We start from the raw sequence: 23,594 nt of genomic DNA, 5'->3' as shown, positions 1-23,594 counted from the left end.
GGAGGTCAGCCGTGTGGCTGGCAGGGCCCCGATCAGTTCGAATCGGTATTGTTGTTGTTCCCCCACATGGTACCGCCGCCGTTGCTCCCGCCCCAGGGAATGCCTGATGGGCCAACAGAGCCGGGGGCACGATCGCCGGTGACATAGTTACCGACAGCACCGCCGACAATGGTGCCGACAACGCCGCCCGCCACGCCACCGATAGAGCCGATGCCACCGCCGATCGCTGCGCCGACCGTTTCCGCGGAAACCGTCAATGTACCGCTGCGATCTCCTGCACCGGAAATGATTGAACATTCTTCAGAGGTAAGATTGCGCATATTTGCTCCTTAATCATTAAATTTTAAAATAAGACACGTTTATCATGCCGAGCGTTGCCCGCGATCGCTATTGAGCAATTTATGCGTGCCGATAACGGCAACGGCGATAAGGGCGTATTTCAAGAAGCGATTGAGGGTGAAATAATCCGCAATCGTGCCAGCAACAAGCCCAATTAAAATGGCGAACAATACAATAAGTGACTTTTTCATATGATGAACACGAATCTTCCTGTATTAGTTACTGTCGGCAGGATTGTTCGTCGATGTTTGTTTATTGCCACCCAACATGGATTCCACCATTTTGCCTGCGGTATAGGCGGCACCACCGATAACGGCACCGGCAACAGCGCCTGGGCCGGCACCGACACCGCCAGCCATGGCGCCGGTCATCGCGCCACCAACCGCGCCGGCCGCGACGGCCCCGCCCAGCTCCGCATAGCTGAAATCCCCAGCGGCTGCGATAAAGTTCACTTCATTAATCGTAAGTTCTCTCATAACGACTTCCTTATATTATTGGTTTTTGGTTTTTGCAGTTTTCCGATACCAGAAAAATGCCACTAGCAAGGTTGAAAAGATAAAGGATTGAATGATTGTGCTGGTAAACCTCCTGTCTTCGGAAAAAAATAACGAATAAAAAATATCCATGAATGTGTAGTAAAAGCAGAACAAAAAAATCCAACTGCTGGGTAATTTCATCAGTGCCTCGATAGGTTTGATTGGCCAGGGGTATCTTCTCGCGTTATTCCAATGATGTGGACAACGCGCGCAGCATCCGCGTCAGCGCTAGAAGAAGTTGAGCGTTGTTTAAAATGCTGTAATGCGTTTCTGCACAATAATTGAGTTGAACGTCATGAGAGGATTGCCTCTCCCAGCGTTGTGCGAGATTGGGGTGTTTACGCTGACGTTGCTGGCTGAGCCAAAGCGTCAGCGGTATCGCTATCTGTGGCAGAGGGCCGGCGTTATTCGTCAGATCAAAGGATTTTTTCAGCGCCCAACAAAAGGCTTCGGCATGTTCCAGCGTGATCTTCTCCGCAAGCACGCTCTGATTCAGCGCATAGTGCATTTTTATCTCGTTGGCGAAGCTGTCTATCGCGTTCGTTTCTTGATGCCGACACAAATGGCGCGCAATACCGAGAGAGTCGAACAGGCTGAGGTAACTTTGCGCCACGCTGAAACCTCGATTCACTGAGGGGTGCTGGGTGGGCAAACCGCTGTCGACAAGCACCGCATGCGCAAAGGGCGCGCCTTGTTCCGTAGCCTGCGCCGCCATATGGACAGCTAATTGGCCGCCCAATGACCAGCCGGCGATAACGGCAGTGTCGCGTTTGGCACGCGGTATGGCCGCCAAATGGGAGGCGGCCAATCGCTGCAGGGTGAGTGTGTCGTCTGCGCCTGGCGCGGCCAACCCCGGGCTGGCGATGGTGATGATGTTGGCGCAGGCGTAAAGTTGTTTTGTCCACTTTGCATATTGATGTACCTGGCCACCGGCACCATGCACCAAATACAAGGTGGGCAGAGAGGGGCGATCGGCTGCGCCGGACAACATCGATAACGGCAGGGGCGCGTTATCGCGCAGACGCTCGGCAAGTTTATCGAGCTGTGAGTAGCCAAGGATTTCCGCCAGGGTTAATTCCACATTAAGGGCGCGCTTGATGTTACCCAAAAACGTAATGCCGGAAAGCGAGCTGCCGCCATTGCTGAAGAAGCTGGCATAGGGGTCGATCTTGTCTGGATCACAGCCTAACGTATCCGCCAACAACTCACGTAGCAGCATGAGTTCCGCGGACGCGGCGGGAACAACATCGCTGGCCTGACTCCGTTCGGTGCCTGGCGATAGCAAGGTGCGATCCAATTTGCCGTTGCGTGAAAGCGGGAAACGTTCAATAAGATGATAGTGGGATGGCGCCATATATGCGGGCAATGCGGCCGTAACCTGCTCGCGTATTCTTTGCTCCGCCTGGACGCTGGTTTTCCCCGCCTCGGTCAATGTGAAATAGGCTTCCAGATACGGTGTGCCGTTCCTGGTTTCATCGCGACAGACGACGCACGCTTCAGCGACCAGTTCGCTGCTTTTGAGCGCGAATTCGACGTCACCCAATTCGACGCGAAAACCCTGCAGTTTCACCTGTTGGTCTTCGCGGCCGAGGAATTCGATGTAACCGCTGCGATGCCAACGGCCACGATCGCCGGTGCGGTACACGCGTTCTCCGGTGGTTGGGAGAAGAACAAAGCTGCCGGCGGTGGTTTGCCTATCGCGCCAATACTCGCGGGCAACGCCAACGCCACCGATATAAATGTCGCCGGTAACGCCGAAACCGCACGGCTCGAGTTTTTCATTCAACACCCACATGCTTTGATTCGGCAATGCGGTTCCATAGGGGATGGCGTTTCTGTAGTGCGTATCTCGTGTAAGTGGATGATAAATTGACCATATTGCCCCTTCGGTGGCACCGCCAAGGCTGGTGATGGTGGCGTTGGGGCAAAGCCGATGTGCTTCGGCGATCAGCCGCGGAGAGATACGATCGCCGCTCAGCCAGATATGCCGCAGTTGAGGCAGCGACAGGATGTTTTCTTGTGCGCAGTATTGCACCAGCATTTGCAAGATGGCGGGAACCGAGTTCCAGATGCTGATTTTCCGCTGGCGTATCGCATGTAGCCATGCTGACGGCTCTTTAGCGTCGTGCGGCGATAACACGGTTACCGATGCGCCGGCTAGCCAACTGCCGAACAGGTCATAGACCGATAAATCGAAGGCCAGGTCGGCGAGCGCCAATACGTTGTCACGATGTGAAACGTTAAACAGTTGATTCATGGTCAGCAAGGTATTGGTGACGGCGCCGTGTTCCATCGCCACGCCTTTTGGCGTGCCTGTCGTCCCCGATGTATAAATGACATAGGCGAGTGCTTCCGCTTCGCCTGATGGGAAGGTTGCTGTGCCTGCGGCAGGGGGAGAAAACAGCGCCTCCAGATCCTGAACGCGGGTTGTCTGCGGATAGCGGGCGCGATGGTGAGCCCGATTGCTCAAAACCCAGACGCAACCCGATATTCGCATAATGGCCGCTACGCGGGCATCCGGTAATCCTTCGGCCAACGGCAAGTAGGCGCGTCCGGCGAGGATCACGCCGAGCGCCGCAATAGCTTGATGAGCGCCGCGTGGAAGATCGATGGCGATGAGTGTGCCAGGGGCGGTATGGGCGTTCAGCCAATGCGCCACGAGGCCGGCGTGCCGCAATAGCCGATCGTAATGCCACACCTGATCTCCCTCGAACAACGCCGGGCGATCCCCATGCTGGTGGGCAGCGCGTAACAGCCGATCGGAAAGAGGTTGCCGCAAGCATACCGGCATCGCCTGCCCGACGGAGAGCTGCCGCAATTGCCGGTTATCGGCCATTGGCGCCAGCGAATAGTGGTCGACGGCCCGCGAAGGATCGCAGGCAATTTGCTGCAACAGCAATGCGTAAGCTTGCGCCAATCCGTTAATACGCTCCGGCGTAAACAGCTTGGCGTTGTATTGCCACTCCAATTGAATGCCCTCTGCGCCGGAAATCACTTCCAGAACCAGATCAAACTTGGGCGGCGCATAGCGTCTTGGCAGGGTGTTAACCTGCGCACCGCCAAGATTTAGCTCGTTGCTTTTGCGATGTTGGCAGACGAACATGATTTGAAAAATGGGGTGGAACTTGCCGCGCGTGGGCTTGAGTTGTTCAACCAGGTAAGAGAAGGGCAATCCCTGATGTTTGAAAGCGCGCGCAAATTTATTGGCGTTCTTTTGCAGCAGCGCGGTGAAACTGTCGTCGCCAGTGATGATAAATTGGTGAGCGATCGTGTTGACGAAGCTGCCAACGGCGTCGTTTAACGTCGGCTCGTTCCTGTTGGCGATCGGGCTACCGATGACCACGCGATCCGTCGCCGATTCTCTGGCAATCAGTAATGCGAAGGCGGAGTGCAACAGCGTAAACAGCGTCGTACCGTTATGTTTGGCTAACTGGGCCAGGGCCGGCTGCAGTTCGTTCGTCAGCGATGTTCTGACGATATTCTGTGTTTTGCCTCCCGCGGTGATGGCGATATCGTATTCAAGCGCGTGTTTTTCCGGCGCACCATCCAGTTCATCGCGCCAAAACGCCATGCTGTCATCGACATTGGCGACGGCGAGGAAAGGGTCTTCAAGATAGCGGAAAAACGCCTGACCGTTGTCATAATGCCAATGCTCTTCGTACGCTTGATAGTCACGGCTCAGTTCATCCACCAGCAAATTGGCCGTCCAGCCGTCGACCACGCAATGGTGGAAGGTCAAGAACAGATAGTGTTGCTGCGCGCTCTTTCTCAAGATCCGGCAGCGCAGGGGATACTCAGCCGCGAGGTCAAACGGAATCGTACACTGGGCGTTAAGCGCCGCCAGCATATTTTCTTGCTGCTCTTCACTGTTCAGCCTGCTGATGTCCTCGAGGCTGTGTTCGAAAATGGTTTCATCAGGATGCACGATGTCAACGGTGATGGCTTCACCGTCTAGCCGGTAGCGGCCGCAAAGCGCACCGTGCCGCTTGAGCAGTTTTTTCAACGCGGCGAGCAAACGCTCGGGTTCAAAGGGCCCCAGGATCTCTTTAGCGATCGGAATGTTATACAGCGGGCTGTTCTTGGTGAAGTTTTCATACAGCCACAGGTATTGGCCCGCGTAGTGATTGACGGTGTAACAAGGCTTCTCGCCGGTGTGCCGCTCTGAATTGTCTGGCGTACAGACAGATAAAAATGCGGTAATGTCTTCCTGCACCGCACTGAGTGCGGCGGCGTCAACATGCTCGATGGTTTGGCGTCGAGGCGACAGCTCGCCGAATTTTGCTCCCTGTTTCGCCATTTCCATCAGATTGATCAAGCCGATGACGCTCATCAGTGCGCTCCTTCCATGTTGACGTCGATAGTTTTCGCTGTTCGACCGCTTTTATTCGGGCGTTTGTCGCTGTGGGCGGAAATCAAATTCAGCCAATGCGCTAAGCTACACAACTGCACTCCCGGGTTTCTCCGCTGCGCCATTGTGAAGGCGGCGCGATGGTCGATATTCTCGCCATCATCGAAACCGAAGATCCTCAGTACGCAGCCGTTCAATCGCTCATTGGCCGTATCGAACCGAATGTGCGGGAAATAACCCAGCCGCGCAGAGAGGGCTATCAACTCTGTAACGCCGGCGTCGACGGCTTGGCGGCGCGCATCGACTTTATGCAGCAACAGTAGTCGCTCATGCCGGAAATCGCGTAGCAGGCCCTGCGTGAGTCTGGCTCCGCCGGCCGTATCATGCATAAAGATCATGTGGTTAACTCGGCCGGGCAGGGTGTGCAGCAGGGCCGAAAGTGCATCGAGCCAACTGGCATATTGAGTGGCTTCGTTCGGTACGTTGAATATGGCCGCGTTCAGCGACCATTCAGCAGGCAACGGCAGCGCCTGCGGTGACAGAATGTCCACACCGCGTTTGTCGGCGAGGGCGGCCAATAAAAGCCGTTCATCTGTGCCTTCGGGAGATTGAATAAACAGCCTGCTGCTGGTCGGCGCCTCGGTTGATAGACAGCGGCCGATAGCGCAACGGATGTTCAGATGCTGCGGATCCAGACCATAGCGTGCATGGGCCAACTGCGTCAGGTGTCGGCAGAAATCGGCGAGTCTTGGATGTTCAAGAATGTCGCTCAGGTTCAGATCCAACCGACAGTGGGCGTTAAGCACGTTAATGATTTTTATGGCCTGCAGGGACTCGCCGCCGAGCGTGAAGAAGTCGCCATCGTCACTGCCCAGCGTCGCCAGCCAAACTTCATGCACCAGGGTGTTGAATGTCGTCGAACGCAACTCCCGTGTGGGTTCAGGCATCCGGGATTGTCTCTCCAGGGTGCGATAATCAATCTTGCCGTTAGCCAGTTTGACCAGCGGCGTTGGATGATGCACGAAGCGCTGAGGAATATGGGCATTGGGCAGTTCGCCGTACAGTGTGCGGCGCATTGCCTCACTGAGCGGCTGCCGGCTGTGATAATGCGCGTACAGTTCCGTTCCCGCGTCGCCGCTTTTGGCCAGTACGGCAATCTCGACAATGGAGGGCAAGCGGGCCAGACAGCTTTCTATTTCACCCATATTGACGCGCTGCCCGGCGATTTTCGCTTCACGAATTTTGCGGCCAAGGAACACCAACTGCCCATCTTGGCGCTGGCAGGCGATATCGCCGGTACGAAAGGCGGGCATGAGATGGCCGTTGGCCTCAAGGGTGACGAACTTTTCCGCGCTCAGCGTTGGTTGATGCCAATATCCCAGGCCGACGGTCGCTCCGGCTATCAGTAATTCGCCGCTGCAGCCGAGCGGCAACGGCCTGAGATCCTCGCCGACGATCGCCGTGTATATACCATCCAGCGGTGTGCCTATCGTCACGGCGGCGCCATCGTTTTTGATTTCTGCGGCCGTCGCCACCACGGTTGTTTCGGTTGGGCCGTAGGAGTTGAATAACTTCCTGCCTTTGGGGTAGTGCGCGAACCAGCGTTCTTTGGCTCGCGGTGAAAGGCTTTCGCCGCCGATGATAACGGTAGTGACGGCCGGCGGTAGCGTCTGTTCACCGCCGGAGGCGAACAGCATTTCATTAAAGTAGGCGGTCGGCAGATCCAACAGGCTGATTTGATGATCGTCGCAGAATGTGAAGAAAGCGGCAAAGCTGTGCTTGACGGTCTCGGGGGCGATACACAGGTGGGCGCCGGCCCCCAGCGTCATGAAAATTTCTTCGATGCAGGCATCGAAATGCAAGGGCGCAAATTGCAACACGCGTTCGTGCGGTTGAATGCCATAGCATTTTATCGCCGCATCGACAAAAACGTTGAGAGCATGTCGGGCGCCTATCACGCCTTTAGGCATTCCCGTCGAACCGGAGGTAAACATGATATAGCTGGTACCGACCGGGAACGCCGGCGCCTCAGTCGATGTTTGCCGGCGAAACACGGTGAAGTGTTCGAAATCCGTCGGCATATTGAGTGTCGATGCGCGCCAATGCGCCAATGCGCCAGGCTCGGAATGAACGGAGGGACGCGTGCGATCGGTAATCAGGATAGCGTCGCTAAACTGTTCAAGCAGTTGACGGTAAGCCGCTCCATCCCCTTTGGCATTCAGGTTGACGAAGGGCATTTTCAATTGCAACGCAGCAAGCATGCAGATGATGGCCTCCGGCCCTTGCGGCAAGTCGAGCAACAGTACGGTATGTGCGGCGCGAACGGGAGCCAGGACATCGGCCAGCGCACGCCACTGCTGCTGCAAAACGGCATAAGACAGCGTTCTGAGCGATGACGAAGCGTGTTCAGGCGTGAGGATCGCCGTGCGTTGCGGCGCTTGAACGACGGCACGATCGATACGCTGCATGATATCGACCACGTTGTCGTTGGCTGTTTTACCCAGCAGCGAGAGCGGGAAACGTTGTCGCAATGCCGCGACGGAAAGATTTTCCGGATCGTCGTACAGCAAGGTGCACAAGGTCTGTATCCCCTGGCTGTGCCGCACCAGACTGGCCGCATCGTAAAGCCCTGAGTCGGCATCGATCTCCAGCCGCAGCGTTTGGTTATCGAGATCGGGACGCATGTTGAAGACCAGATCCTGCGCGCCTCCTGAGCGTAAGTTACGGATTTCACTACGCTGAGCGGGAGAGAATGAGGCTGCCGCTTCAAAGGGAATGATATTGACCACGATGTTGAACAACGGCGAGCGGCTGGCGACGCTCCTCAGACTTTTTATCTCTTCGTAACGAAACGCTTGATGTTTCTTGAGTTGCTTGAGCGCGTGTTCAATGGTTTGCGCCAACTGTCGGCATGAAGCGGTGTCCTCAATATCGAGAGTCAAAGGAACAACGTTGGTCTTGCAGGTTAGCGCCTGCCTCGACAGGGCGTCTGTTCGCGCCATCATAGGGACGCCGAGCGTTTGCTGCTTCTCGCCGGTACATAGGTACAAATACGCCATCACCGCTACAAAAGTGCGCGCCAGCCAGGAAGGATGTTCGGTTTGCAGCGCAAGGCGCTCGGCAGGATAGGGCAACGACGTCACATGGCGGATGGTCTGTCCCGAGGGAATATTGGCGCAGGCTAATGTCATCGGGTCTGGCAGTGAGGCGCTGGCCGCTTGCCAAAAATGTCGGTCTGCTTGATAGGCGGCTGACTGTTTATACTCAGATTCAGCCCTGAGCAAGGCATCGATCGCCGGTACGTCTTGCGGTTGTTGTGTCTGGTCTCGGTAGGCCTGCGCCACTTGATGGATCAGCAAATAAGTGCCGTAACCATCAAGCAGCAGATGGTGGCTGCAGAAATACCACAGAAAGCGTTTCTCACCCAGCCTGATGATTTTTTGTCTGAATAATGGCGCTGCGTTCAGCGAGAAGGGGCGCTTAGCATCCGCTTCCATTAATTCGATAGCGGTGGCCATATCGTTGGCGCTCTGCGAAAGATCTACCCATTCCACTGAGATATTGGCGGTGACGGAATATTGATAAGGCGTGCCGTTATTCTCATCAAACAGAACGTGCAGCGTAGGGGTTTGGCTGATGACACGATGAATAGCACGTTTCATTCTTGCGATATCGAGAGTGTGATTTATTTCGACATATTCCGCGATATTATAGCTCGATTTATCATCGCCGATCTTGGTGCCATAGTAAAATCCTGCCTGTGAATCCAGTAATTGATGTTTGCTCATTGCCTCATCCCTGACAATTATTTTTCTTTATTTTTTACAGTCATCAGTCTGCCCGTTCGGCGGGAGCGCCACACAACCGTGCGGCGTTCTACGATGGGGTGAACTCTTTTAAGGTGTTCCAAACATAAATGCGCGCTGCCTGGCTTGCAGCAAAAATCTAAAATACACAGCGTACCGCCCTCATCCCATTCTGAGTTATGGAGAAGAAACTGCGGATCGTTAATAAATCGACTCAGCGTCTCATCTCTCAGGTAGGCCCAGGTTATATACCCTATCGGGTTATCCAAATGGTCGAATAATATTTTAAATTGGTTTTGATTAATCGCTTCCTGAGTCCATAGCTGCAACGTTTTTATATGGTACAAACTGTAATTTTTATTCATCAACATACAGTTAACGGCGAAGCCCAGGCTCTCGTATTGACTGAACCTACTTTTACCCTGCTGGTTTTCTTTGATAAAACTCACGAAATATCCTCAGCGTTGTTATTGTAATACGTTGATCGCCTGGCGCTCGAAACGGTCGAGATAGGTTTGCAATTGTTCGGTGATCTCGCTGACTTCGCCGCGCCAGCCGGAAATTTCTTGAAAAATCACTTCACGGCGCATGAACGTGCGGGAACCCAACCTTCTGGTGACGGTCTGCTTCATCGCCAGTTGTAATCCGGCGGAGGTTTGAGCTGCTGATGTTTCCTGAAGGTATTGCGCGTATAACCGACGGAACGCCAGAGAAAATCTCTCCTCCGCGGTCGTACCCTGTTGTTCGGCGGGAACCCTTACGGGTGCGTCGATGAGCCGGTGCAATAGGGCAATCGCCGGATGAGCATTCCCCAGGCCAAGACCTTGTCGACGGGTAAAGACGCCGGGAGCCAAATCGAACATTTTTTGCAAGCGTTCGCCTAAGGAGAACCACTCGGCGGTGAGAGGCAGGCGTTGTAAAAATGCAGGGTCAAAACCCGCCATACCGAGATTATCCAGCAGGCAGGCTCGTTTATAGGCCATGTTGAAGGCCGCACCGATGCCTTGGTGCGCTGCCGCGAGAAATGCCGGGCCGAATTGATGCTTGGCTAAATAAAAAGCGAGATCTTGCAAGCCTCTCAGCAACAAAGGGGCGTCTTCATTGAGCTTGTTGTGTTGAATGTAGCTGCGCCCGGGATCGCGACGTTCTGCGGGAAAAACACTGCGAACACCATGAAAGTCCAGCAGCCTACCGGCCATATCGCAATTGGAGGGTGAGGTCATCATCACCAAATGCCGGGTGCGGCAGTACGCGATCTGCGTCGCGAGACGCCGGGCAAGCTCGCAGAGCCCGTAGAATGCTTGTTCTTCCTGGGGCAATGCCAACCAGCTTGCGGCGTCAAACTCCGGGGGACGAGGCAGAAAAGCCGGCGCGGCGACAATCAGCTTTTCGACCCGCTGAATATCCGAAGGCTGCCTTTGCATCGCATCATGAGGATGATAGTAGGGTGCGCGGCAAAAATGTGCAGGGCGCACGACGGGCTCACGCACCAGCAACGCCTTGCGGTTATGGGGACTTCTCGCCGATTCAGGAGAGATGGCGGCTAAGGGGCTATCGGTCACCAAGATCGCCTTATTGGGCACGGCACCGTAAGGCAGCAGTTTGGCCATGACGTTCCCCCATAATGCCTCCAATACTGCGCCGGTCATCGTCAACTCGCCATCGACATGCTTTGCCCCTTGACCGACTAACGCATTAGCCCCAATACCTTTAACCTGCCAACGCCCATCAAAGCCACAGCGTGCTCCGCCGCCGTTGCGCGAAATAGCGCCGCCGCCATAACGTTCGGCGAAAAAGACTTTTTCATCATTTAAGCGCGGCGTACCATCATCAAAAATAGCATGGCGATTATTTTCTTCGATGAGATAGCTGGTCTCTTTTTTCAGTTCGTCTTGTTCAGCAGGGCTTAATGCATTGTGCCAGAGTAATTGAGAACCTGTCTTTTTTGCGACGAAAGGGATCAAGCTTTCGTGAAGCATGGCGAGCTTTGTCATTTTTTAATCGTTATTTTTATTGGTGCAGAGTAAGTTAAATCCCGGCCTTATTGCACAAGGAATAATAAGACTGTTTTTTTAATTTGATGAATCCGGTGTTGAAAGTGAAGACGAAGGTGAAGGGCGGCCACCGCCACTGCCATTCCAGGTTGGGCCCATAGGAACCTGTGGAATAGCAACGTTAACCGGCATGTGTGGTGCGGCTTGAATAGCTATTTCCGTCCCGACGCCCACGGCTAAGGATACGGGGGTGGGTAATTTCGCTATTGTGCTCAGGCTACCGACAATGAGCGAAGTCGGATTATAAGAATCGTTGCCGTCAGATCCGTTAATACATGACAATTCAACTTCCGTTAAGGCTCTCATTTAAACTCCTTCTTGCGAGAGGTGATAGATAAAACAAGCGAAAAAATAATCGCCATCGGCAAACCATAACTGGCCGTGGTTTTAAGGGCGGCCGTATCCAAAAGGATCGCCTGGCGCTGCAGGCAGTAGTCTAAAAATACGGCAAGGGGAAATATCAAGAACAGCATAACGATGTGGTACGTGCGCACGCCTTTTTTCTTCGCGTTTTTATAGATCGCACTGATAATGAGGATGAAAATGACAATAAGAACTATTTCCGTTATAAGGTGCAATTTGATTAGCTCCATTAATCAAAATTTACATCAAGTTACATTGGGTAACCTGATAAGTCAACAGGGTATTTTATGATTCCTCTTTATTTATCATGGTATTGAATTAATTAATCATAAAATGATTACCTTTTGTGACTATATGTCGATGATGAAAAATAAAGATGTCAAAGAAGCGTTTGGCCGCGGTCGGCGAGGCGGTTAACTTCTAATCACTTGTTTTTGCTCAAACTGCCAACTGCGCCTAAGCTAGGTGATGACTCTGAGGGAGCCATTCCCCGAGACCTTATTCCGTGAACATGGAGGAGTTTCGATTTGATGCGTTTATCCACATTGGTGCTGGCGATCGGCATGGCGCTGGGCTCGCAGGCACAGGCAGCAGAAACCCAACCTCACGCCGACCATAGTGCCCTGCCCAGCGGCCAGGCGAAGGAGGCTACCGTGACCGGTGAAGCCAATCAGCACGACAAGCAAAAGACCCAAAACCCGTTCTTCTATCAAAGCCGTCTGCCGTTCCAGGCGCCGCCGTTCAACCTGATCAAGGAAAGCGACTACGCGCCGGCGATCGAGGCGGGCATCAAGCAAAAGCGGGAAGAGGTGGAGAAGATCGCCAACAACCCGGCCAAGCCCAACTTCAAGAATACCTTCGTGGCGCTGGAGCAGGCCGGTTCGCTGCTGACGCGGGTGATGAACGTGTTCGGCGCCATGACCTCGGCCAACACCAGCGATGCGCTGCAGAAGCTGGATGAAGAAACCTCGCCGATGCTGGCGGCGCTGAACGACGACATCATGCTCAACGGCAAGCTGTTCGCGCGCATCAAGGCCATCTATCAGGATCGCGATGCGCTGAAGCTGGATCCGGAATCGCGCCGGCTGGTGGAAGTGACCTACAAGAACTTCGAGCTGGCGGGCGCCAACCTGTCGGACGCCGACAAGGCCAAGCTGAAGGCGCTGAACCAGGAAGCAGCGACGCTGAGCACCCAGTTCACCAACAAACTGCTGGCGGCGAGCAAAAACGGCGCGCTGGCGATAACCGACCAGGCGAAACTGGACGGTCTGTCCGAAGGTGAGCTGGCCGCGGCAGCGCAGGCGGCCGCCGAGCGCAAGCTGGAGAAACAGTGGCTGTTGGTGCTGCAGAACACCACCCAGCAGCCGCTGCTGCAGAGCCTGAAAGATCGCGACACCCGCCAAGCGCTGTTCGACGCCTCCTGGACGCGCGCGGAGAAGGGCGACGGCAACGATACCCGCCAGACCCTTTCCCGTCTGGCCAAGGTACGCGCCGAGCAGGCCAAGCTGTTGGGCTACCCGAACTACGCCGCCTGGAAGCTGCAAAACCAGATGGCCAAGACGCCGGATGCCGCCTTGAGCTTTATGCGCAACATCGTGCCGGCGGCCACCGCGCGCGCCGAGCGTGAAGCCAAAGACATTCAGGCGGTGATCGATCAGCAGAAAGGCGACTTCAAGGTGCAGGCCTGGGACTGGCAGTTCTACGCCGAACAGGTGCGCAAGGCCAAGTACGATCTGGACGAATCGCAGATCAAACCTTACTTCGAGCTGAACAACGTGCTGAACAACGGCGTGTTTTACGCCGCCAACCTGCTGTACGGCATCAGTTTCAAAGAACGCAAGGACATTCCGGTCTACCAGCCGGACGTTAAGGTGTATGAAGTGTTCGACAAGGACGGCAAATCGCTGGCGCTGTTCTACACCGACTACTTCAAGCGCGACAACAAGGGCGGCGGCGCCTGGATGAGCAACTTCGTCGATCAGTCGAAGCTCAACGGCACCAAGCCGGTGATCTACAACGTCGCCAACTTCACCAAACCGGCGCCGGGGCAGCCGGCGCTGCTGTCGTATGACGACGTGATCACCATGTTCCACGAGTTCGGCCACGCGCTGCACGGTATGTTCGCCGATCAGGAATACCCGAGCCTGTCGGGTACCAACACCGCGCGCGATTTCGTCGAGTTCCCGTCGCAGTTCAACGAGCACTGGGTCAGCGATCCGAAAGTGTTCAGCCACTTCGCCAAGCATTATCAGACCGGCGAGGCGATGCCGCAGGAACTGGTCGACAAGATCAAGAAGGCCGACAAGTTCAACAAGGGCTACAGCATGACCGAGCTGCTGTCCGCCGCGCTGCTGGACATGCACTGGCACATGCTGACCGCCGACCAGCCGCAGCAAGACGTGGACAAGTTCGAGGCCGAGTCGCTGCAAAAAGACAAGGTCGATCTCGGCTACGTGCCGCCGCGCTACCGTTCCAGCTATTTCCAGCACATCTGGGGTAACGGCTACGCCGCGGGCTATTACGCCTATCTGTGGACGGAAATGCTGGCGGACGACGCCTTCCAGTGGTTCACCGAGCACGGTGGCCTGACCGCCGAAAACGGCCAGCGCTTCCGCGACATGATCCTGTCGCGCGGCAACAGCCAGGATCTGGAGAAGCTGTACATCGACTGGCGCGGCAAAGAGCCGAGCATCGAACCGATGCTGATCAACCGCGGGCTGAAGGACGAATAGTCCCGAGGGTATGAACAAGGAGAGTGAGTAAACCAACGGCACGCCAAATGCCGGTCGCATTCCGACGTTTGGCGGTGCCGTTTTCTGGTCGACAGAGAGAAGACAAGCTACCTGGCCTGAATTTCATGCACCAAATCGATAAATGCCTTGAGCCCCGGAGGAACATGTCGTCTGCCGGGATAATAGAGACGCAATCCGCCGAAAGCTGGGCACCATTCGTCCAGTACGCTAATAAGTCGACCTGATGCGATATCTTCACGGGCAAACCAATCTGAAACGAAGGCAATCCCCACACCGCTCAATGCGGCACGATGAATGGCGCGCATTTCATTCAATACAATGCGCGGCGGTACGTTGACTCGAAGTTTCTGTTGGTGGCGTTCCAATTCCCAATGGTAAATCCCTCCGTGTGACATACGCATCCCGACGCTTTTGTGCCGTAACAGATCCTCCGGCGATTGCGGTATGCCATGTTCAGCGAAATAGTCTGGTGTAGCGACCACCAACATGCGGATATCTCCCGTTAGCTCCACGGCGATCATGTCCTGCGGGACGGACTCCGCCAAACGGATCCCCGCGTCGTAACCTTCCGCCACAATGTCCACCATTCTTGATTCGCTGGTGATATCGAGCCGCATTTGCGGGTAACGCCGCAAATACGTTTCGATCAACGGTTCGTAGAGCAGGGAGACGCACTCCTGCGGTGCGCTGATGCGCAGCGTGCCGGTTGGCGCGTCGGGTTGGGTGGCGATCTCTTCTGATGCACGCCGAATCTCGGCCAGAGCGGGGGCGATTCGTTCTACATAACGCGCGCCCGCCGGCGTCAGGGCCACGCTGCGGGTCGAACGGTTAAACAGACGTATTTTCAGGCGGCTTTCCAACCCGGCCACCGCATTGCTGACGGCGGTGGCCGACATGCCTAATTGCCGTGCGGCGGCGCGAAAGCTTTGTCGCTGCGCCACCGCCAACACGACTTCCAACTCTGTCAGTCCACTGCGATGCATAGATTATCCCGATTATCGGTACAGTTCGTACAGGATAGACCTACTTATCGTATTGATCATCTGTTTCTATACTCGTTTGACTAATCGGAACATGTGGAGCGCACCATGCAAAAAATTGACAGCATTTATATCAACGGTGAATTCGTGACACCCCACGGTGAAGAACGCTTCACGCTGTTTAACCCGGCGACAGAAGACGTGATTGGCACTGTGCGTCTGGCGGACGAGGTGGATGCCGAGCGGGCGATTGCCGCAGCCAAGGCCGCATTTCCTTACTGGTCCAAGACCAGTAAGGCGGAACGCCTTGCCGTATTGCGCCGTATGCACAAAGCGGTTATGGCCCGTGAAGATGAGCTGATGGACGCAGTCGTGATGGAATATGGCGCGCCCAAAATTCGTGGGCGCTGGATGGCCAGCTACCCGGCGGACGCGATAGCTCAGGCGATCGACGCGCTGGAAAATTTCGAGTTTACGGAACAGGCGGGTAAGGCGCAGGTCATCATGACGCCTGTCGGCGTCGCCGGGCTGATTACGCCATGGAACAGCGATGCCGGGTTTATCTGCAACAAACTGGCGACGGCGATGGCGGCAGGGTGCACCGCGGTGATCAAGCCCAGCGAAATGAGCGCGATGCAAACGCGGGTCATCACCGAAGCGTTGCACGATGCGGGCATTCCTGCCGGGGTATTTAACATTATCACCGGGCGAGGCGAGGTGGTGGGTGAGGTCATTAATCGACATCCCGATATTGCCAAGATCTCGTTTACCGGTTCCACGGCGGTGGGCAAACATATCGTAGAAAGCGGTGCAGAATCGCTGAAACGGGTGACATTGGAACTGGGGGGCAAATCGCCGACGCTGATCCTGGACGATGCGGATGTCATGCAGGCCGTGCCTTTGGCGCTTGCCGCCGGTTTTATGAATAGCGGCCAGGCCTGCATTGCAGGCACGCGAATTCTGGTGCCGCGCAGCCGTCAGGCGGAGTTTGAACAGGCGATTGCCGACGCGGTAGGCAAAGTCCGGTCGGGCGATCCGCGCGATGAAAATACGGAAATCGGCCCGATGGTGAGCCAAAAACAGTGGCAACGGGTGCAGGATTATATCCGCTTGGGCGAGGAAGAAGGGGCGACATTGTTGGTTGGCGGCGTTGGCCGTCCATCGGGTATGGATAAAGGCTGGTGCGTGAAGCCTACGGTATTTGCGGGCAATAACCGGATGCGCATTGCCCGGGAAGAAATTTTTGGTCCGGTGCTGGTGATCATCCCTTACGACAATGAGGCCGAAGCGCTTGCGATCGCCAACGACACCGCCTACGGGCTGAGTGCGCTGGTGTTAAGCGGCGATCGCGAACGCGGGGTGCGGGTGGCGCAGCAGATTGACTCCGGGCGTGTTCTGCTGAACACGTTGGATCATGAACCTAAAGCGCCGTTTGGCGGTTTCAAACAGTCCGGGCTGGGGCGCGAGATGGGCAAATGGGGGATGCAGGCCTATCTGGAAGCAAAAACGTTGTTGGTGGGGTAACCCAGAGCCCATCGTCGTTATTGACATGCCGTGTTGTGGGGGGTGAAAACGGCGCAAGAATCAAAGCAGACAACGGTCCGTTATCATCATTGTCATTGTCTTGCGCCTTTTCCCTTTCTATTAACGCTCAGCGGTTCACCACCTTGGCCGGCAGGGCCACCACCAGCAGCGAGCTGAGCAGCAGGCAGCCGGCGAAGGCCCAGAGCGCGCCACCGCTCTTGCCGGTCAGATCCAGCGCCAGCCCCATCAGCGAATTGCTCACCAGCCCAGCGATGTTGGCCAGCGAACAGGCCAGCGCGAAGCCGGTCGCCGCCGCTGTGCCGCGCAGGAAGGTGGCCGGCAGGCTGAAGAACACCGGCACCGCGCCGATGATTGCCGCCTGGGCGATGGAGAACAGCAGCACCGTGGCCAGCGCATTGTGGGTGAAGAAGGTGCTGCCGGCCATCGCCAGCGCGCCGACGATAAACGGCACGATGATATGCCAGCGCCGTTCGCGCAGCCGGTCGGAACTGCTGCCGATCAGCAGCATGCCGAGCAGGGCGGCGACGCTGGGGATCGCCGTCAGGTAACCGATGGTGGTGATGTCGGTAACGCCGGCGGTTTTGATGAAGGTCGGCATCCAAAAGCCCATGGCGTAGGCGCTGAGCAGAATAGCGAAGTCGATGCCGCCGAGCATCCACACCTTCAGGTTGAAGAAGCCGTCGCGGAAGCTGTGCTTGCCGTGATCGGCCTCGGCGTCGTCGCGCGCCAGATCGTCGGCGATGCGCTGTTTTTCCTCGGGCGTCAGCCACTTGGCCTGCTGATAAGTGTTAGGCAATAGCCAGAAGGTCAGCACGCCCAACAGCACGCTGGGAATGCCCTCCAGCAAAAACAGCCACTGCCAGCCGTGCAGCCCGTGGCGCATGTCGAAATGGCCCATGATCCAGCCGGAGAGCGGCCCGCCGATCACGCTGGAGAGCGGCAGGCCGATCATGAACAGCGCGATGATGCGGCCGCGGCGATAGGTCGGGAACCACAGCGTCAGGTAAAAGAGCACGCCGGGCAGGAAACCGGCCTCCGCCACGCCGAGCAGAAAGCGAATGACGTAGAACTGGGTCGGCGTGGTGACGAACATGGTGGCGGTGGACAGCAGCCCCCAGGTGATCATGATACGGGCAATCCACATCTTGGCGCCGACGCGCTGCAGGATCAGGTTGCTCGGCACCTCGAACAGAATATAGCCGACGAAGAACAGCCCGGCGCCCAGACCAAAGGCCGCTTCGCTCAGCTGCAGCGCGTCGGCCATCTGCAGCTTGGCCAGCCCTACGTTGATGCGATCGAGGTAGGCCGCCAGGTAACACAGGCAAAGAAACGGGATCAGTTTCCAGGTGATTTTGCGGTACAGCAGCAGCGATTCTGCGTCCGCTTTCCCCGCCAGCGGGGTGTCGACAATGGCCATGATGTTGTCTCCAGGTGGTGCGTGTTGGCCTCCGCAGGAGGCGCCTGTTGTGTTTGCGTTGCATGGACGCCGCCCTGTTTCGGGCGGTCGCGTGAGGCGCTGTCTGCGCCTTCGTTATTGTCGTTGCAGGTGAATCGTTGACTCATAACCGGTTCAGGTAGTCGAGCGCCTCCCGTTTGTGCACCACGTCGCCGTATTTGCTGTCGATGTCGAACAGGTTGGCTTCGTGCGGGTCGGGGTGACGATCGCCGACGCACTCGCGCACCACCATGGCGCGGAAGCCGTGCTGCACCGCGTCCACCGCGCTGGCGCGGATGCAGCCGCTGGTGGAGCAGCCGATCATCAGCAGCGTGTCGATCCCTTGCGCCACCAGCAGCGGCGCCAGCGCGGTGCCGAAGAAGGCGCTGGCGTATTGCTTGCTCAGCACCACCTCATCGGCCAGCGGCGCCACCGGCGGGCAGAACGCCGCCAGCGGGTTGCCCGCCACCATGTCTTTCATCACCGGCGCTTTCTTCACCCACAGGCCGCCATCGGCAAAATGGCCTGCATGATAGCGGATATGGGTGTGGATCACCGGAATTCCCGTTCGGCGCGCGCAGGCCAGCAGCTCGCGGCTTTCCTCGACCGCGCTCACCACGCCCGGCGCGAACAGCGGCGCGCCTTCGGTGGTGTAGGCCTGCATAAAATCGATCGCCAGCAGCGCCGGGCGCCGGCCGAAGCCGATGCGCTGGCCCCAGACGCCGCGGTAGTTGTCGCTGAGGGTGTCGTTCATTCTGCCTCCTCAATAGGCGCCGGACAGCAGGGCGCCGGCGCCGGGGACGATCGGTTCCAGCTCCAGCGCGGTCAGCATCGCGTAAGTGGTGGCGATGGCGGCGGTGATCACCGGTTTGCCGGTTTGGGCCTCTACCGTTGGGACGGCCGGCAGAGAAGGCATCTGCACGCAGGCGGACAGCACGATAGCATCGACCTCGCGTAAATCCATCTCGGCGACGATCCCCGGCAGCCTGGCCGGATCGTGCCGGCCGACCTCGAGGTTGTCCGGGATCTCCAGCGCGCGCCACACCTTGACCTCGATGCCTTCGTGCTGGATGTAGTCCACCACCAGCTGGGTCAGCGGTTTCATGTAGGGTGCCACCAGCGCGATGCGTTTGGCGCCGATCACCTTCAGGCCGTTGACCAGCGCGCCGGCGCTGCTGATAACCGGCGCGGCGGCCTGATTGTCTTTCGTCACCTGCGCCAGCCGGGCCTGCGATTCGCGGTGATAGCCCAGCCCCATCGCCATGATGGCCACCAGGCAGGCGTAGCCGAGCACGTCGACCCGCGCGTCGGACAGCTCCAGCGCGCAGCGATCGGACTCGGCGTCCATCGCCGCCAATTCTTCTTTATTGACGTGTTTCATGCGCATGCGGCTGGAGTGAAAAGTGAAACGCTCCGGGCGTATCAGCTGGCGCGCGCCCAGCATCGCCGGGATCTCGGTTTCCATTGTGGTGTTGGAGCTGGGCACGATCTGGCCGATGCGGTAGTGGTTGCTCATGTCGGTGTTCCTCAGTTAATCCAGAAAAACGCCCAGGGCGCGGAAGAAGCCGTCGAAATCGTCCCACGGGATCATGTGTCCGGCGTTCTCGACCTCGACGATGGCGATCTCCGGCTGTAGCGCGCGGATCTCTGCCCGGTCTTCGGGCTGAATGACGCCGCCTTTGCCCGCGGCCATCAGCAGCGTCGGCATGGTCAGCAGCGGGTAGTCACGGTGGCTGTCCACCTGATGAAAATCGTCGTAGGCGCGTTGGATCGCCGGCTCGTAGCAGGTGTGCAGCCACTCGGCGCGCAGCCGGCGCTGCTCTTCGCTCCAGGTTGGGCAAAAGGCGCGCATCTGCTCGGCGCTCATGCCCGGCAGCGACTGCCGGATGGAGTCGGCGTACCACGGCCATTGGCCGGGATAGGCGCGGCGGCCGGGGCCGGAAACCGGCGGATCGACCAGCACCAGCCGCCGCACGCCGGCGGGCTGCAGAGCGGCGGCGCGCAGGGCGAAGCGGGCGCCCATCGAATGGCCGAGCAGGGCGTAACTGCCCAGGTTCAACGCAGCGGCGAAGGCGTTGACGTCCTGCGCGCAGGTCTCTGCGTCATAAGCCAGTTCCGGGCCGCTGGACGACAGACCGCGGCCGCGCACGTCGAGCACGTAGACGTCGTATTTTTCCCCCAGCCGCTCGGCGACGAAGCCCCAGGTGATCGCCGGGCTGGTGATGCCGGGGACCAGGATCAGCGCCGGGCCGTGGCCGCCGTAGCGCAGATAGTGTTGGCGAATGTCGTTGGCGTGAACGTGGGCGCCGTAGAGGAAGGTGCTCATGCGGCGTTCTCCGATTTCAGCGCTTGCGCGTACAGGTCGTAGCCGTAGACCCAGGCCGGATCTTCCTGGGTGCGCAGGAAGGTGTTGGCGTTGGACACCGCCTGCACCCGGGAGGCGCGCTCCTTGCGGTTGGCTTCATACAGCTGGAAGGCGGTGCGGTAGTCGCCGAGGCCGGTTTCCTGCAGGCAGCGGGTCAGCATGGCGGCGTCTTCGATCGCCATCGCCGCGCCCTGCGCCATGTGCGGTTTCATCGGGTGGCAGGCGTCGCCGAGCAGCACCAGACGGCCTTCGCTCCACAGCGGCAGCGGTTTGCGGTTCAGCAATGGCCATTTGGTGACCTGCTCGCTGGATTCGATCAGCGCCTGCACGATCGGGTGGTAGCCGGCGAAGGTCTCGAACATCTCTTCGCGGCTGCTGTCGATGAAGCTGCCCTGGAAATCCCAGGCCGGGTGCGGCACGCCGCTGACGTAGTAATACTCGTCGCGCCGTTGGGTGGTGTAGTAGACCATCAGATGGCGATCCGCCGACCACCACTTCACGCAGTCTTCGAACGTCAGGTTGTATTTCGCCAGCTTCTCGCCGCGGATCAGCGCGCGGTGGGCCACCCAGCCGCTGTAGGTCGGCGCTTCAGCGCCCAGCAGGTGCTCACGAATGCGCGAATTGATGCCGTCGGCGCCGATCACGATGTCGGCGTGGGCCGAGGTGCCGTCGACGAAGTTCAGCACCACCTCGTCACCGCGATCTTCAATTTTGCTCAGGCATTTGCCGAAGTGCAGGGTGCCGGGCTGCAGCGCGGAGAGCTGCAACGCCTGCAAATCGCCGCGGTGCACCGTCACATAGGCGGCGCCGTACTCCCGGCGGGCGAAGGCGCCCAGTTCGATGCGCGACAGGTAGTCGCCGCTTTCGGCGTCGCGGCTGAACCAGAAATCGGGATGAGACGCCATCTGCTCCAACCGCTGCTCAATACCGAGACGGCGGAAAATCTTCAGTACGTTCGGCCCCATGTGAATGCCGGCGCCAAGGCGTGAGAACGCCGGGCTCTGTTCATACAGATCGACGGTAAAGCCGGCTTTTTGCAGCAGCCCGGCGGCGGCGGCGCCCCCCAGCCCGGCGCCGACGACGGCGATGCGTGGTTGTTTGCTCATCATGTTTCCCCTGTCTGTTGGCTTTTTTCAGCGTAGGCCCAACGCGTGGCTGGACGATCGATTTATAGTGTATGCGCTAGATAACGCAAAGTTGCAAAAGTGTTAAATCAGATCTCGCTCACGCTAATTGACGGCGTATTACTGTTAAGCTCATGTTAATCACAGGATTGATGCGGGATGAAATAGGACTTTCTTATGGTGGATATTCGCAGCTTGCTTTCCTTTGCTTTTTTGACTTAGATAAAATGAGTGTGTTCACTTTAAATTGTTTGAAAAATCACCGCCGCCTTGCGGGCGTCGGTCACCCTTGACGAGACAGGAGACAGGCCATGGCGGTCAATGAAACCCAGTTGGTACAGCTGTTCGAGCAGGTGCTTACGCTGTCGAAGGTTGATGCTTCGCAGAGCGTGGCGATTTTGAAAAGCCATTATTCCGATGCGCGCACGGTGCGCGCCGCGACCGACGCAGCGCTGCGGCTGGGCGCCAAGGTGTATGCCGTCGAACTGCCGGCGTTCAACCATCCGCGAGCGATGGGCAACGACATGACCGCCTATTGCGGCGATACCGCGCTGACCGGCAATCTGGCGGCGCAGCGTGCGCTGGAGGCCGCCGACCTGATCGTCGATACCATGATGCTGCTGCATTCGCCGGAGCAGGAACAGATCCTGAAAACTGGCACCCGCATCCTGCTGGCGGTGGAGCCGCCGGAGGTGCTGGCGCGCATGTTGCCCAACGCGGAGGACAAGGCGCGGGTGCTGGCCGCCGCCGCCGTGCTGGAGCAGGCGAAGCTGATGCAGGTGACCTCCGCCGCCGGCAGCGATTTCCGCGCGCCGCTGGGGCAATACCCGACGGTGACCGAGTACGGCTATGCCGATGAACCGGGGCGCTGGGATCACTGGCCGAGCGGTTTCCTGTTCACCTGGCCGAATGAGGAGCAGGCGGAAGGGGTGCTGGTGCTGGAGGTCGGCGATATCTTGCTGCCGTTCAAAAGCTATGCGCGTGAACGCATCACGCTGGAGATCGAACAAGGGTTCGTTACTCGCATTCACGGCGGCTTCGAGGCGGAATACCTGCGCGAATACATGAAATACTTCGACGATCCGGAGGTGTACGGCATCTCGCACATCGGCTGGGGTCTGCAGCCGCGCGCCCAGTGGACGGCGATGGGTCTGCACGACAAGAACGACGGCATGTGCATGGACGCGCGCGCGTTCTACGGCAACTTCCTGTTCTCCACCGGGCCGAACACCGAAGTGGGCGGCACGCGCAAAACGCCTTGCCATATGGATATCGCACTGCGCCGCTGCGACATTCGCCTCGACGGGCAAACGGTGGTGGCGGACGGGGAAGTGGTGGCGCCGGAAGCGTCGCGCGTGCGCCGGGCGTAATCGTTGCTGCCAACGGCGGGGGTTTGTACTATTCTCGTGGATTCCATAGATGGTGAGAGTAACGCAATGACGCCCCCCGAATACCCGTCAGCCGTGAGCGGCCAACCTGAAAATTATCATTTTACCGAGCAAGTCGGGCACCTGCTGCGCAAGGTTTATCAGCGCCACGTGGCGATTTTCCAGCAAAACGTCGGCGATTCGCAGCTGACGGCGGTGCAGTTCATCACCCTGTGCGCGGTGCGCGATATGGGGCCGAGCTCGCTGACCGAGCTGGTGCAGGTGACGGCGGTGGATCAGGCCACCATCCGCGGCATCGTCGAACGGCTGAAGGCGCGCGATCTGATCACGGTAACGCCGGATCCGATCGATCGGCGCAAGGTGGTGGTCGGCCTCACCGACGCCGGCGGCGCGCTGCTGGCGGAAACGGTGCCGCAGGCGGCGAAAATCACAGAACTGACGTTCGGTACGCTGAACCCGGCCGAACGGATAGCGCTGATATTCCTGCTGAATAAAATGCTGGAAGATCCGCCCACCGGCTGATTCGCCCGCGCAACGTCGGTTGCCTGGTGGTCGGCG

General features: G+C 57.8%; 19 protein-coding genes. 4 read left to right on the top strand and 15 right to left on the bottom strand.

Annotation, left to right across the window (positions count from 1 at the left end):
• Window positions 1-32: 32 nt before the first annotated feature.
• The 9 genes from ACJ8HA_RS06320 to ACJ8HA_RS06280 all read right to left on the bottom strand — a co-directional run bounded on the left by ACJ8HA_RS06320 (window position 33) and on the right by ACJ8HA_RS06280 (window position 11,676).
• Window positions 33-257: a hypothetical protein gene (locus tag ACJ8HA_RS06320; protein ID WP_154892309.1), complete on the bottom strand. Its 225-nt coding sequence runs from the start codon at window positions 255-257 to the stop codon at window positions 33-35.
• A 105-nt stretch (window positions 258-362) separates the two neighbouring features.
• Window positions 363-530, bottom strand: coding sequence for a hypothetical protein (locus tag ACJ8HA_RS06315; protein ID WP_016927849.1), 168 nt, complete (start codon window positions 528-530; stop codon window positions 363-365).
• 24 nt (window positions 531-554) lie between these two features.
• Window positions 555-815, bottom strand: a complete 261-nt coding sequence (locus ACJ8HA_RS06310) for a hypothetical protein (protein ID WP_016927848.1) — start codon at window positions 813-815, stop codon at window positions 555-557.
• Between the two features lie 244 nt (window positions 816-1,059).
• Window positions 1,060-5,205: a non-ribosomal peptide synthetase gene (locus tag ACJ8HA_RS06305; protein WP_197812664.1), complete on the bottom strand. Its 4,146-nt coding sequence runs from the start codon at window positions 5,203-5,205 to the stop codon at window positions 1,060-1,062.
• Window positions 5,205-9,011 carry an AMP-binding protein gene (locus tag ACJ8HA_RS06300; RefSeq protein ID WP_342115724.1) on the bottom strand — a complete coding sequence of 1,269 codons (3,807 nt, stop codon included), beginning with the start codon at window positions 9,009-9,011 and terminating at the stop codon, window positions 5,205-5,207. The genes ACJ8HA_RS06305 and ACJ8HA_RS06300 overlap by 1 nt, the downstream gene beginning before the upstream one ends.
• 17 nt (window positions 9,012-9,028) lie before the next feature.
• Complete coding sequence (locus tag ACJ8HA_RS06295) at window positions 9,029-9,478, bottom strand: toxin-activating lysine-acyltransferase (RefSeq protein WP_025302733.1); 450 nt, start codon at window positions 9,476-9,478, stop codon at window positions 9,029-9,031.
• Window positions 9,479-9,496: 18 nt separating this feature from the next.
• Window positions 9,497-11,023, bottom strand: coding sequence for a hypothetical protein (locus ACJ8HA_RS06290; RefSeq protein WP_025302734.1), 1,527 nt, complete (start codon window positions 11,021-11,023; stop codon window positions 9,497-9,499).
• A gap of 78 nt (window positions 11,024-11,101) precedes the next feature.
• Window positions 11,102-11,389, bottom strand: a complete 288-nt coding sequence (locus ACJ8HA_RS06285) for an E492 group microcin (RefSeq protein ID WP_125460888.1) — start codon at window positions 11,387-11,389, stop codon at window positions 11,102-11,104.
• Window positions 11,386-11,676, bottom strand: a complete 291-nt coding sequence (locus ACJ8HA_RS06280; RefSeq protein ID WP_049208108.1) for a hypothetical protein — start codon at window positions 11,674-11,676, stop codon at window positions 11,386-11,388. The genes ACJ8HA_RS06285 and ACJ8HA_RS06280 overlap by 4 nt, the downstream gene beginning before the upstream one ends.
• Window positions 11,677-11,976: 300 nt before the next feature.
• Between ACJ8HA_RS06280 and dcp the strand changes: the two genes are divergently transcribed.
• A complete protein-coding gene (dcp, locus tag ACJ8HA_RS06275; RefSeq protein WP_197812661.1) occupies window positions 11,977-14,178 on the top strand; it encodes a peptidyl-dipeptidase Dcp in 2,202 nt (733 codons plus the stop codon).
• Window positions 14,179-14,285: 107 nt separating this feature from the next.
• Here the strand turns inward: dcp and ACJ8HA_RS06270 are convergent, their stop codons facing one another.
• Window positions 14,286-15,182, bottom strand: coding sequence for a LysR family transcriptional regulator (locus ACJ8HA_RS06270; RefSeq protein ID WP_025302737.1), 897 nt, complete (start codon window positions 15,180-15,182; stop codon window positions 14,286-14,288).
• A gap of 105 nt (window positions 15,183-15,287) precedes the next feature.
• Between ACJ8HA_RS06270 and ACJ8HA_RS06265 the strand changes: the two genes are divergently transcribed.
• Window positions 15,288-16,703 (top strand): aldehyde dehydrogenase family protein, encoded by a 1,416-nt coding sequence (locus ACJ8HA_RS06265; protein WP_025302738.1) that lies wholly within the window; start codon window positions 15,288-15,290, stop codon window positions 16,701-16,703.
• Window positions 16,704-16,830: 127 nt separating this feature from the next.
• Here the strand turns inward: ACJ8HA_RS06265 and ACJ8HA_RS06260 are convergent, their stop codons facing one another.
• The 5 genes from ACJ8HA_RS06260 to ACJ8HA_RS06240 all read right to left on the bottom strand — a co-directional run bounded on the left by ACJ8HA_RS06260 (window position 16,831) and on the right by ACJ8HA_RS06240 (window position 21,633).
• A complete protein-coding gene (locus ACJ8HA_RS06260) occupies window positions 16,831-18,141 on the bottom strand; it encodes an MFS transporter (protein ID WP_004938595.1) in 1,311 nt (436 codons plus the stop codon).
• A gap of 142 nt (window positions 18,142-18,283) precedes the next feature.
• Window positions 18,284-18,913 carry an N-carbamoylsarcosine amidohydrolase gene (locus ACJ8HA_RS06255; protein ID WP_025302739.1) on the bottom strand — a complete coding sequence of 210 codons (630 nt, stop codon included), beginning with the start codon at window positions 18,911-18,913 and terminating at the stop codon, window positions 18,284-18,286.
• Between the two features lie 9 nt (window positions 18,914-18,922).
• Window positions 18,923-19,675: a maleate cis-trans isomerase family protein gene (locus tag ACJ8HA_RS06250; RefSeq protein WP_015377793.1), complete on the bottom strand. Its 753-nt coding sequence runs from the start codon at window positions 19,673-19,675 to the stop codon at window positions 18,923-18,925.
• 15 nt (window positions 19,676-19,690) lie between these two features.
• Window positions 19,691-20,485: an alpha/beta fold hydrolase gene (locus ACJ8HA_RS06245; RefSeq protein ID WP_049207178.1), complete on the bottom strand. Its 795-nt coding sequence runs from the start codon at window positions 20,483-20,485 to the stop codon at window positions 19,691-19,693.
• Window positions 20,482-21,633, bottom strand: a complete 1,152-nt coding sequence (locus ACJ8HA_RS06240; protein ID WP_033645813.1) for an FAD-dependent monooxygenase — start codon at window positions 21,631-21,633, stop codon at window positions 20,482-20,484. Before ACJ8HA_RS06240 ends, ACJ8HA_RS06245 begins: the two co-directional genes overlap by 4 nt.
• Before the next feature lie 326 nt (window positions 21,634-21,959).
• On the opposite strand from ACJ8HA_RS06240, the gene ACJ8HA_RS06235 reads away from it, so the two are divergent.
• Both ACJ8HA_RS06235 and ACJ8HA_RS06230 read left to right on the top strand, forming a co-directional pair.
• Window positions 21,960-23,018 carry a 2,5-dihydroxypyridine 5,6-dioxygenase gene (locus ACJ8HA_RS06235; protein ID WP_025302742.1) on the top strand — a complete coding sequence of 353 codons (1,059 nt, stop codon included), beginning with the start codon at window positions 21,960-21,962 and terminating at the stop codon, window positions 23,016-23,018.
• A gap of 66 nt (window positions 23,019-23,084) precedes the next feature.
• On the top strand, window positions 23,085-23,558 hold the full coding sequence (locus tag ACJ8HA_RS06230; RefSeq protein WP_043143235.1) for a MarR family winged helix-turn-helix transcriptional regulator: 474 nt from the start codon (window positions 23,085-23,087) through the stop codon (window positions 23,556-23,558).
• Window positions 23,559-23,594: the final 36 nt, after the last annotated feature.

The organism is Serratia sp. CY33802 (genome assembly GCF_052169095.1).
Taxonomy (GTDB): Bacteria; Pseudomonadota; Gammaproteobacteria; order Enterobacterales; family Enterobacteriaceae; genus Serratia; species Serratia bockelmannii.
This window is presented reverse-complemented; position numbering and strand designations above follow the sequence as displayed.

What these genes read in the sequence shown, in the direction of transcription:
- ACJ8HA_RS06310 (WP_016927848.1), bottom strand. Translation starts at nt 815, where the DNA reads ATGAGAGAACTTACGATTAATGAAGTGAACTTTATCGCAGCCGCTGGG.
- ACJ8HA_RS06290 (WP_025302734.1), bottom strand. Translation starts at nt 11,023, where the DNA reads ATGACAAAGCTCGCCATGCTTCACGAAAGCTTGATCCCTTTCGTCGCA.
- dcp (WP_197812661.1), top strand. Translation starts at nt 11,977, where the DNA reads ATGCGTTTATCCACATTGGTGCTGGCGATCGGCATGGCGCTGGGCTCG.
- ACJ8HA_RS06265 (WP_025302738.1), top strand. Translation starts at nt 15,288, where the DNA reads ATGCAAAAAATTGACAGCATTTATATCAACGGTGAATTCGTGACACCC.
- ACJ8HA_RS06250 (WP_015377793.1), bottom strand. Translation starts at nt 19,675, where the DNA reads ATGAGCAACCACTACCGCATCGGCCAGATCGTGCCCAGCTCCAACACC.
- ACJ8HA_RS06285 (WP_125460888.1), bottom strand. Translation starts at nt 11,389, where the DNA reads ATGAGAGCCTTAACGGAAGTTGAATTGTCATGTATTAACGGATCTGAC.
- ACJ8HA_RS06235 (WP_025302742.1), top strand. Translation starts at nt 21,960, where the DNA reads ATGGCGGTCAATGAAACCCAGTTGGTACAGCTGTTCGAGCAGGTGCTT.
- ACJ8HA_RS06315 (WP_016927849.1), bottom strand. Translation starts at nt 530, where the DNA reads ATGAAAAAGTCACTTATTGTATTGTTCGCCATTTTAATTGGGCTTGTT.
- ACJ8HA_RS06245 (WP_049207178.1), bottom strand. Translation starts at nt 20,485, where the DNA reads ATGAGCACCTTCCTCTACGGCGCCCACGTTCACGCCAACGACATTCGC.
- ACJ8HA_RS06260 (WP_004938595.1), bottom strand. Translation starts at nt 18,141, where the DNA reads ATGGCCATTGTCGACACCCCGCTGGCGGGGAAAGCGGACGCAGAATCG.
- ACJ8HA_RS06305 (WP_197812664.1), bottom strand. Translation starts at nt 5,205, where the DNA reads ATGAGCGTCATCGGCTTGATCAATCTGATGGAAATGGCGAAACAGGGA.
- ACJ8HA_RS06255 (WP_025302739.1), bottom strand. Translation starts at nt 18,913, where the DNA reads ATGAACGACACCCTCAGCGACAACTACCGCGGCGTCTGGGGCCAGCGC.
- ACJ8HA_RS06280 (WP_049208108.1), bottom strand. Translation starts at nt 11,676, where the DNA reads ATGGAGCTAATCAAATTGCACCTTATAACGGAAATAGTTCTTATTGTC.
- ACJ8HA_RS06270 (WP_025302737.1), bottom strand. Translation starts at nt 15,182, where the DNA reads ATGCATCGCAGTGGACTGACAGAGTTGGAAGTCGTGTTGGCGGTGGCG.
- ACJ8HA_RS06240 (WP_033645813.1), bottom strand. Translation starts at nt 21,633, where the DNA reads ATGATGAGCAAACAACCACGCATCGCCGTCGTCGGCGCCGGGCTGGGG.
- ACJ8HA_RS06300 (WP_342115724.1), bottom strand. Translation starts at nt 9,011, where the DNA reads ATGAGCAAACATCAATTACTGGATTCACAGGCAGGATTTTACTATGGC.
- ACJ8HA_RS06230 (WP_043143235.1), top strand. Translation starts at nt 23,085, where the DNA reads ATGACGCCCCCCGAATACCCGTCAGCCGTGAGCGGCCAACCTGAAAAT.